General features: G+C 59.7%; 4 protein-coding genes and 4 pseudogenes. 3 read left to right on the forward strand and 5 right to left on the reverse strand.

Features of this window, described 5'->3' with window-relative positions; all coding sequences use genetic code 11:
• The 4 pseudogenes from atuD to CES87_RS29865 all read right to left on the reverse strand — a co-directional run.
• A pseudogene (gene atuD, locus CES87_RS29850) lies at nt 1-886 on the reverse strand (citronellyl-CoA dehydrogenase); the annotation flags it as partial.
• A 133-nt stretch (nt 887-1019) separates the two neighbouring features.
• Nucleotides 1020-2634 (reverse strand): annotated as a pseudogene (gene atuC / locus CES87_RS29855) (geranyl-CoA carboxylase subunit beta).
• A gap of 3 nt (nt 2635-2637) precedes the next feature.
• Nucleotides 2638-3506 (reverse strand): annotated as a pseudogene (locus CES87_RS29860) (SDR family oxidoreductase).
• Nucleotides 3507-3518: 12 nt separating this feature from the next.
• Nucleotides 3519-5320: pseudogene (locus CES87_RS29865) on the reverse strand (acyclic terpene utilization AtuA family protein).
• A gap of 274 nt (nt 5321-5594) precedes the next feature.
• Between CES87_RS29865 and CES87_RS29870 the strand changes: the two are divergent.
• The 3 genes from CES87_RS29870 (at nt 5595) to CES87_RS29885 (ending at nt 8809) form a co-directional block, all read left to right on the forward strand.
• A complete protein-coding gene (locus CES87_RS29870) occupies nt 5595-6218 on the forward strand; it encodes a TetR/AcrR family transcriptional regulator (RefSeq protein ID WP_128608936.1) in 624 nt (207 codons plus the stop codon).
• A 91-nt stretch (nt 6219-6309) separates the two neighbouring features.
• Entirely contained in the window at nt 6310-7113 is an 804-nt protein-coding gene (locus CES87_RS29875) for an ABC transporter substrate-binding protein (RefSeq protein WP_178081508.1), read from the forward strand.
• Nucleotides 7114-7804: 691 nt separating this feature from the next.
• Nucleotides 7805-8809, forward strand: a complete 1005-nt coding sequence (locus CES87_RS29885) for a GNAT family N-acetyltransferase (protein ID WP_128608939.1) — start codon at nt 7805-7807, stop codon at nt 8807-8809.
• A gap of 135 nt (nt 8810-8944) precedes the next feature.
• Here CES87_RS29885 and CES87_RS29890 read toward each other — a convergent pair whose 3' ends face one another.
• On the reverse strand, nt 8945-9493 hold the full coding sequence (locus CES87_RS29890) for an RNA polymerase factor sigma-70 (protein ID WP_128608940.1): 549 nt from the start codon (nt 9491-9493) through the stop codon (nt 8945-8947).
• Between the last annotated feature and the right edge of the window lie 39 nt (nt 9494-9532).

Here is a 9532-nt window from a genome sequence, read left to right on the forward strand (position 1 = left end):
CCGCAAGCATTCGATTTCGGTCTGCAATTCGGCCAGGCGGAAGTGAATGACCTGGTTGTCGATCAGCGCATACCGAACGTCTTGCGCTCCTTGCAGTATTCGATGGTGCTGTCGACGCAGTACTCCAAGCCCTTGATCATGTTCGCCGCGCCGAACAGGCGTTCCTCCTGGAACTGCACCATCTGCATCATGAACCCCGCGCCTTCATGGCCGATGCGGTTGCGCTGCGGCACGCGCACGTTGTCGAAAACACTTGGGCGGTTTCCGAACTGCGCATGCCGAGCTTGTCCAGGTGTGAACTGAGGCTGATGCCAGGCGTGTTCATTGGCACCATGATCAGCGATTTGTTGATGTGCGGTTTGTCGTCCGAGGTGTTGGCCAACAGACAAATGAAATCGGCGCTCGGTGAGTTGGTGATCCACATCTTGCTGCCGTTGATCACGTAGTCGTCGCCATCCTTGCGCGCGGTGGTTTTCAACCCGGCAACGTCGGAACCGGCACCGACTTCGGACACCCCGATGCAGCCGACCTGCTCGCCGCTGATTGCCGGGCGCAGAAACTCGTCGCGCAGCTCATCGGAGCCGAAACGTGCAAGGGCCGGGGTGCACATGTCGGTCTGTACACCAATGGACATCGGAATGCCGCCGCAATGAATGGTGCCGAACTCTTCGGCGGCGACAATCGAGTAGCTGTAGTCCAGCCCCATTCCGCCGAATTTTTCCGGTTTGGAAATCCCCAGCAGGCCAAGGTTGCCGGCCTTGCGGAAGATTTCGTGGATCGGAAAACGCCCGGCCTTTTCCCATTCCTCGACGTGAGGGTTGATCTCGTGATCGACGAATTGGTGGATGGTGCGACGCAGTGCTTCGTGTTCCTGGGTGAAGATCATTTTTATTGTTCTCCTGACGAACCCGATCGTTCCCACGCTCTGCGTGGGAACGCCTCAATGGACGCTCTGCGTCCGCTCTTGGGACGCAGAGCGTCCCGGGCTGCATTCCCACGCAGAGCGTGGGAACGATCAATCAAAACCGGGCGACACCAAAACTGTTGGCTTGCAGCGGCCGCACCTCGGCCTCATGACAAATATCCAGCAAATACCCGAGCAAGGTCCGGGTATCGCGCGGATCGATCAAACCGTCGTCCCACAGGTTGGCACTGCCGTAGAGCGCCGTGGACTGACTGTCGAGTTTCTGCGCGGTCACTTGTTCCAGCATGTCGAGCATTTTCGGGTCGGGCACCAGGCCATCCTTGGCCTGTTTGGCCTCGGTGACGATCCGCAGCACCTTGCCGGCCTGGGCGCCGCCCATCACTGCGGTGCGACTGTTGGGCCAGGCGAAGATGAAGCGCGGGTCGAGGCCGCGGCCGCACATCGCATAATTGCCCGCCCCATAGGAACCGCCGACCACGATGGTGAGTTTCGGCACCCGAGCATTTGCTACTGCCTGGATCATCTTGGCGCCATGCTTTATCACGCCTTGCTGTTCCGATTCAGTGCCGACCATGAACCGGTGGTGTTGTGAAAAAACAGCAACGGCGTCTGGCTCTGATCACACAGCTGAATGAACTGTGCAGCCTTGCTCGCACCCTTGGGCGTGATCGGGCCATTGTTGCCAATAAAGCCGCACGTGCGACCCTGGATTCTCAAATGACCGCAAACGGTCTGCTGATCGAACTCGACCTTGAATTCGAGGAAGCTCGAGCCATCGGCGATACGGGCGATGATTTCGCGTACGTCGTAAGGTTTTTTCGGATCATCCGGGATCAGCCCCAGCAGTTCATCGATGGGATAGAGCGGTTCTTCCCACTGCGGTTCAGGGAGCCACGGCAGTTGATCGTTCCATGACAGCAGGCTGACGATCTCGCGTACTGACGCACACCATCGGCATCATTTTCGGCCAGGTATTCGGCAGTGCCGGCGATTTGCGCGTGCATCTCGGCGCCGCCCAGTTCTTCGTCGGTAGCGACTTCGCCAGTGGCAGCCTTGAGCAGCGGGGGACCAGCGAGAAACAGCTTGGCCTTGCCGCGCACCACCACCATGTAGTCCGACAACCCTGGCTGATACGCGCCGCCCGCCGTGGCCGAGCCGTGCACGACGGTAATCTGCGGCAGGCCCATGGCCGACATCCGCGCCTGATTGGCAAAGCTGCGCGCGCCTTCGACAAAAATCTCCGCCGCATAGTTGAGGTTGGCGCCGCCGCTTTCGGCGAGGGTAATCACCGGCAATTTGTTTTCCATGGCGATCTGTTGCAGGCGCAGGGATTTTTTCAAACCGCTGGGGGAGATGGTCCCTCCCTTGATCGCGCTGTTGTTAGCCACCACAAGCGCACGCACGCCGGACACATAGCCGATACCGGCGATCAAGCCGCCACCGGCCGAGCTGCCGTCCTTATCATCGTGCAGCTTATAGCCGGCCAGGCTCGCCAGTTCGAGGAACGGCGCGCCGGGGTCCAGCAGCAGGTTGAGGCGTTCTCGGGGCAGCAATTGCCCGCGCTTGTCGAACTTGGTTTTGGCCTCGGCTGCCTTGTTCAACAGGTTCTGTTCGAGCGCTCGGACTTGCTCGATGCCCACCAGCATCGCCGCGCGATTGCGGGCGAACTGTTCGCTGTTGGGGTCAAGTTGCGACTGAATCACCGGCATGGGTTATTCCTTGTCCTTGAGGACGTCCGGAAGGTACGCGCGATGAAAACCGTTGTACGACTCACTGTTCGTCGCCTTGTGAATCGGCCACGCCCGCCCGCCGAGGCTAGCCGCACCGTCAATGCGCAAAGTGCTACCGCTGATAAACGCCGCCGCCGGGCTCAGCAGAAACACGATCGCCGCGCTGACTTCCGATTCGGTGCCGATGCGCTTGAGCGGCACGTGTTCGCGCAAGGTCGGAATCACCGCCTTGAATGCACCTTCGTAGGTGTCCATGCCGCTGGAGGCGACCCAGCCCGGCGCCACGGCGTTGACCCGGACCCCGGCATAACCCCACTCAAAGGCCGCAGTCTTGGTCAGGTTGTCCATGCCCGAACGCGCCGCGCCGGAGTGACCCATGCCAGGCATACCACCCCACATGTCGGCGAGCATGTTGACGATGGCGCCACCGTGCTTGCTCATTGACTGGTTGAACACTTCCCGGGCCATCAGGAAACCGCCCACCAGATTGGTGCGCATCACGGTTTCGAAACCTTTCTGGTTGATCGACGCCAGCGGCGACGGGTATTGCCCGCCGGCATTGTTGACCAGGCCGTGGATCGGTCCGTGCTTGCGGACCAGTTCGCTGACCAGGTACGAAACCGCTTCTTCCTCGCGGATATCGCAGGTGCTCCAGTCAGCCTTGCCACCGTCTTCAGCAATCTCGGCGGCGACAGCTTTCAGTTTGTCGGCCTTGCGCCCGACCAGCAGCACATGCGCGCCGAGGGCCGCCAGTTCGTGAGCGGTGCAGCGGCCGATGCCACTGCCGCCGCCGGTGACGATGACGGTAAAGCCTGCAACAGATCGGCTTTGAAAATCGAATCGTAGGCCATGGCGGCAGTCCTCTAGTTGACCTGGTCGGCGATGCGCTGCGGCACCGGAATCTGGATTTCCAGCAATTGCTGGGCGAAAGCCTTGCCTTGCGGGTCGATGCGCAGGCTGGCGACGCCACCGCCACCGAGGGCGTTTTCCAGGAGAAAATTAAGGCTATGGGTGGCGGGCAAATACCAGCGCTCGACGCGTCCGTGGATCGGGTCGAGGACATGGCTCATCCAGTCGACGATCACTTCGGGAGTCAACGCCTCGGCGATCCACGGCAGGAACTCGGGATCGCGGGCCATGACCCCGATGTTGCTGTGGTTACCCTTGTCGCCCGAGCGGGCCACGGCGAGTTTGACCAGGGCGACGCTGGCATCGGCCGGGCCATTGGTTTGGGTGGTTCGAACGGTGCGGGCAAGTCGCGGGTATCGAGCACATCCAGCGCGGGCAGGGCGCATGGGTGGCACTGGCCCATAAGATCAATTTCCATCGTGCAGGTAGCTTTGTCGACAAGGAATGAGAACAGCCGGATCAGCGGATACACCGTCGGCCGGCCGCCGACGATACCGGTCAGCCCTGGCGCCATGCCGGTGGCGGCCTGGGCGATTTCCCGGGAGAACACAATCAACGCCTGCTTGTCCGGATGGCGCACGGCGAGCTTGATCACCACTTCGCGACTGTCCTGGCGCTGGCCGTGGGGGCCGTAGGTGGCTTCACTGCCGAGTAGTTCGATGTTCACCTCGCTGTATGGCGCCCAACCGCGTTCAGCGAATATTTGCGAAGTCTTGTTGATGATCGCCGCGCTCACACGCCGGGCCTTGTCGACCGCATCAATACCCGCGATCAGGCAACTGGCGGTGCAACGAAAGCCCTGCGGATACGTGGCGCTGACCTTGTACTGATCGGTCGGCGGTAAACCTTTTGCGCCGTGCACCTGAACGGCGTTTTTGCCTTGCTGCACGAGTTTGACCCGGGTGAAATCACAAACCACGTCGGGCAGTAGGTAGGCGCGAGGATCACCGATCTCATAGAGCATCTGCTCGCCGACCGTCAGCGGCGTGACCAAACCACCTGTGCCTTCGGGTTTACTGACGATGAACTGACTGTCGGCGCTGACTTCGACGATGGGAAAACCGATGTGCTCGTAGTCGGGTACATCGCGCCAATCGGTAAAATTGCCCCCGGTGCACTGGGCGCCGCATTCGATGATGTGCCCGGCCAGCGCAGCCTGGGCCAACTTGTCGTAGTCATGCCACGACCATTTGAACTCATGCACCAGCGCGGCGCTGACCACAGCGCTGTCGACCACGCGCCCGGTGATCACGATGTCCGCCCCCAAACGCAATGCTTCGACGATGCCCGGCGCGCCGAGGTAGGCATTGGTCGAGACGCACATCGGTGGCAGTGGGGCGCCGCTGAACATTTCATGGATGCCGCGAGTGCTGAGCTGTTTGAACTGCGGTTGCAGGTCGTCACCGAGCAACACGGCGATCTTTAATGTGACCCCGGCCTTGTCGCAGGCCGCTTGCAAGGCGGCGGCGCAGGCCTGTGGATTGACCCCGCCGGCATTACTGATGACGCGGATTTTTTGCTCCGCGAGTTGTGTAAGCAGCGGGCTCAAGACTTCGACGAGGTCGCTGGCGTAACCGGAGTGGGGATCTTTCATCCGCGCACCGGCCATGATCGACATCGTAATTTCAGCCAGGTAATCGAACACCAGATAGTCCAGGTGTCCGCCTTCCACCAATTGCGCGGCGGCGGTCGAAGTGTCGCCCCAGAAGGCGCTGGCGCAACCGATGCGAATTGTTTTGGGCGCAGTCAATTCCATAACCACCTCCGACAGACGTGTTTCGAGACTACCAAGCAAGCGCTTGGTTTGTAAATGCCTGAAATATCTTCAGCCCGAGCGCTTGCTTGGTTGCCAATGCCAGCTTAAATTGCCCGCGCAACCGCACGAAACTGTAGGAGCGAGCTCGCTCGCGAAGGATGTGAGGACGCAGAGTGCATTCAGGCTGAACGCGTCATCGTTAACGTCCATCGCGAGCGAGCTCGCTCCTACATGATGGGTGGCGTATAGATTGATCGACTGTAGGAGAGAACGGGTGGACGAGCAAAAAGCCCTGAGGGTCATGCGCGATTTGGTCGACAACGGCCAGTTGACCGATCCGGACAGCGCCCGTGGCAAGCTGCTGCAAGTGGCGGCTCACCTGTTTCGCAATAAAGGCTATGAGCGCACCACCGTGCGCGACCTGGCCGGCGCCGTGGGTATTCAGTCCGGGAGCATTTTCCATCACTTTAAAAGCAAGGACGAAATCCTGCGGGCAGTGATGGAAGAGACGATCCGCTACAACACCGCGTTGATGCGTGCGGCCATCGCCGAGGCCGACAGCGTTCGCGAGCGAGTACTGGCGCTGATCCGCTGCGAATTGCAATCGATCATGGGCGGCAGCGGCGAGGCCATGGCGGTGCTGGTCTACGAATGGCGCTCACTGTCCGAGGACGGCCAGGCAAAAGTCCTGGCGCTGCGGGACATCTATGAAGACATCTGGCTGCAGGTGCTGGGTGAGGCCAAGAGCGCCGGTTTCATCCGCGGTGATGTATTTGTCACCCGGCGTTTCCTCACCGGAGCGCTGTCCTGGACCACCACTTGGTTTCGCGCCGATGGCAGCATGAGCCTCGATCAGTTGGCCGATGAGGCGCTGATTCTGGTGCTGGAGGAAAAATAATAAGTTTGTGTTGGTCGGCAGGAAACTGGCTAACTGTGCAAAACCTAGCGTGAATGCATTGATGCAGTATTTTGGGGAGTGGGTCGTTTTGATGTCTTCGCCAATTCGGACGGCTTTGCGGCTTTTGCTGGCAGCGCTTGCGGCGTTATGGGTGATGCCGTCCCAGGCTGCACAACTGGTGCGCATTGGTGCCGCACACTTTCCTCCTTATACCGTGCGCCCGGAAACCGGCGCCGACACGGGCCTGCTGCCGCAACTGGTCGAGGCGCTCAATGCCCTGCAAAGCGACTATCAATTCGTGTTGGTGCCCACTTCCATTCCCAGGCGCTTTGGTGACTTCAAGCAAGCCCGGGTGGATATGGCGATCTTCGAAAACCCCGAGTGGGGCTGGAAAGATATCCCGCACATCGCTGTCGATATGGGCCTGGAGGACGCTGAGATATTCGTCGCGCAGCGCCAGCCCGAAGGCCGGCCGGTTCGCCAGCAAGACTACTTTGATGACCTGACGGGCAAGCGTCTGGCGCTGTTCAGCGGTTACCACTACGAGTTCGCCAGCTTCAACGCCGAACCCAAATACCTCGCCACCCACTACAACGCCACGTTGACCTACTCCCATGACAGTAACCTGCTGATGGTGCTGCGAGGCCGCGCCGACATCGCCCTGGTCACGCGCTCCTACTTGAGCGACTACTTTTTACGCAATATGAAAGTCGCTGATCAGTTGCTGGTGTCCGATCGTATCGACCAGCTTTATCACCATTACGCGATCCTGCGCCCGACCGCACCGATCACTGGCGAGGCGTTCGGCAAATTGCTTCAGGGGTTGCGGGACAATGGCCAGATGCTGAGGATTTTTGATCCATACAAGATTGCAATTGTGCCGGTTCCGCGGTGACTGCCTCAGACACATTGGGATTGGGTGAATATCCATTTTTAAGGTGATGGCTGCTGGCGGTTTCGCTCTTACAGCGAGTCACTTGGAAGAGCCTGTAGGAGCAAAGCTTGCTCGCGATGGCGCCTGGTACGCCGCCATCGCGAGCAAGCTTTGCTCCTACAGAGAACCTGCGCTCGGCCTCTCGATGGGGCAAGCAGATCAAAAGCCAAATCAAAAGCGCGCGAGGCGGCCTGACAGCCGACCTGATTGCGTGGATGACTCGTTCCACTGTAGGAGCGAGCCTGCTCGCGAAAAACGTCCAGACAACGCGTTCATTCAGACAGGTCGAGTTATCGTTGACGTCCATCGCGAGCAAGCATCGCTCCTACAGAGGAACGCGTTCATTCGAAATCAGGTCGGCTGTCAGGCCGCCTCGCTTTGTTTTTGATCCATGCGCCCCGTTAAACCACGATGGCCGGAGTGAGGGCATGCCGAGCCACAGCGAGGCACCGAGTGGTGGGGCAAGAGCGTTTGGTTACTTTGCGCCGGGCGGCGTTCCGCTTTTCAAAGTGACCCGCTGTAAAAGCGGAACCTTAAGTCGCCGTTACCGAAGAAACGGATATGCACACCGACTTAATCGGATTCTCTTAAATTTCCCGCCTCGGCTCACGTCCCATCGTTGAACTGTCGACGATTATCGTGAGCCCGACCCATGTCCAATCTGAATGACCTGACTACCCTGGCCTTACCCACAGGCGGCAGTCTCGTAGCTGATGAAACCGAAAACCGGCTGAGTCTGAGCCTCGAAGGCCAACCGCTGATCGAGCTGCAGCTAACCCGAGACCCCGAGCTGCAGTTGCAACTGGAAGAAGGCGGCCGCCCTGCCAACCAGGCCATCTGGGCTGCCTGTTACTGGCTGTTCGCCCGTGACCCGGCTCGCCAACGCCTGACCTGGCGACTCGATGAAACCCCGACTGAGGCGTTACTCAGCGGCCTGCTGATCCCCACCGAAACGGTTGGTCAATATCGCTGCGAGCGCACCTTGTTCTGGCAGTTGCCGCAACCCTGGCTGGCGCTGCCCAGCAGTTATCCACAACAAATGGTCATCAGTGGCGGCAAGCGTCATCCGCTGCGGCCGTTGAAGCCACGGGGCGAGGTCTATCGGCGTTTCGATGTGCGGTTGGGGATGTGGATTTCCCTGCGTACGGTGGACATCGACCTGGACCTGACCCGTTTCAATCGTTGGCAGAACAGCCCGCGAGTCGCGAGTTTCTGGCAGGAGGAGGGCAGCCTCGAACAGCATCGCGAGTACCTGAGCAAACTCGAAGATGACCCTCACACCCTGACACTGATCGGTTGTTTCGACGATCAGCCGTTCGCCTATTTCGAAGCCTATTGGGCCAAGGAAGATCGCATCGCACCGTTCTTTGATGCCGGTGATTACGACCGTGGCATTCACATGCTGGTGGGCGAAGAAAACCAGCGTGGCCCACATAAGGTGGCGAGCTGGTTATCGGCGCTGGTGCATTTCCTGTTTCTCGATGATCCGCGTACCCAGCGGGTGGTCGCCGAGCCGCGCGCCGACAACGGCAAGATGATCGGATACATGCAGGGTCAGCGATTCCATTGCGAGAAAGAATTCGACTTCCCGCACAAGCGCGCCGCGTTGATGGTGCTGGGGCGTGAGCGGTTTTTTGAACGGTGTGAGTTGGCTTGATACGGTGGGCTCAAGATCTGTATTGATCTTGAGTCAGTCTTCGCGGGCAAGCCTCGCTCCTACAGGTTTTGCGGCTGGATCATAGATTTCGATTCACCGCAAAACCTGTAGGAGCGAGGCTTGCCCGCGAAGCTTTTAACGGCGCGCGATGGCATCCGCGCGACTCCCCGATACCTTGCGGCAATGCACCAGCGCATCGCGAATCATGAAGTTCACCAGGGTCGGGGAGACGCCGAGTTCCTTGGCGATGTCCTTTTGCGGTACGCCGTGCAGGCGGTACATCTCGAAGGCGTAGCGGGTGCGGCTCGGCAGTTCGGTGAGCGCGTCGGCGATGTTTTCCAGGGTCGAAAAATTGATGTGCGAGGTTTCCGGTGAAGCCCCCTGAATCACCACGTTCAGCCCTTCCTCTTCAGGCCCGGAATACTTCTGTTCCAGCGCCTGTTTGCGGTAGTGATCGATCGCCAGGTTACGCACGATCTGGAACAAGTAGCTGAGCTGAGCCTTGAAGGAGGATGTGATCTGCGGCGCCGATTGCAGTCGGAAGAACGCGTCCTGCACCACATCCTCGGCACGCGAGCGGCAGCCGGTGATGCGGGCTGCAATCTTGACCAGAATCAGTCGATTGTCGACGAAGGCCTGAAGTAGCGGCGAATCGCACCTGCTTGTGGACACTTGTTCCATCATGGAAATCACCCTGCTGCCAAATAGGTTGGTGGGACGCCA

Source organism: Pseudomonas sp. ERMR1:02 (genome assembly GCF_002277815.1).
GTDB lineage: Bacteria > Pseudomonadota > Gammaproteobacteria > Pseudomonadales > Pseudomonadaceae > Aquipseudomonas.

What these genes read in the sequence shown, in the direction of transcription:
- CES87_RS29875 (WP_178081508.1), top strand. Translation starts at nt 6,310, where the DNA reads ATGTCTTCGCCAATTCGGACGGCTTTGCGGCTTTTGCTGGCAGCGCTT.
- CES87_RS29885 (WP_128608939.1), top strand. Translation starts at nt 7,805, where the DNA reads ATGTCCAATCTGAATGACCTGACTACCCTGGCCTTACCCACAGGCGGC.
- CES87_RS29890 (WP_128608940.1), bottom strand. Translation starts at nt 9,493, where the DNA reads ATGATGGAACAAGTGTCCACAAGCAGGTGCGATTCGCCGCTACTTCAG.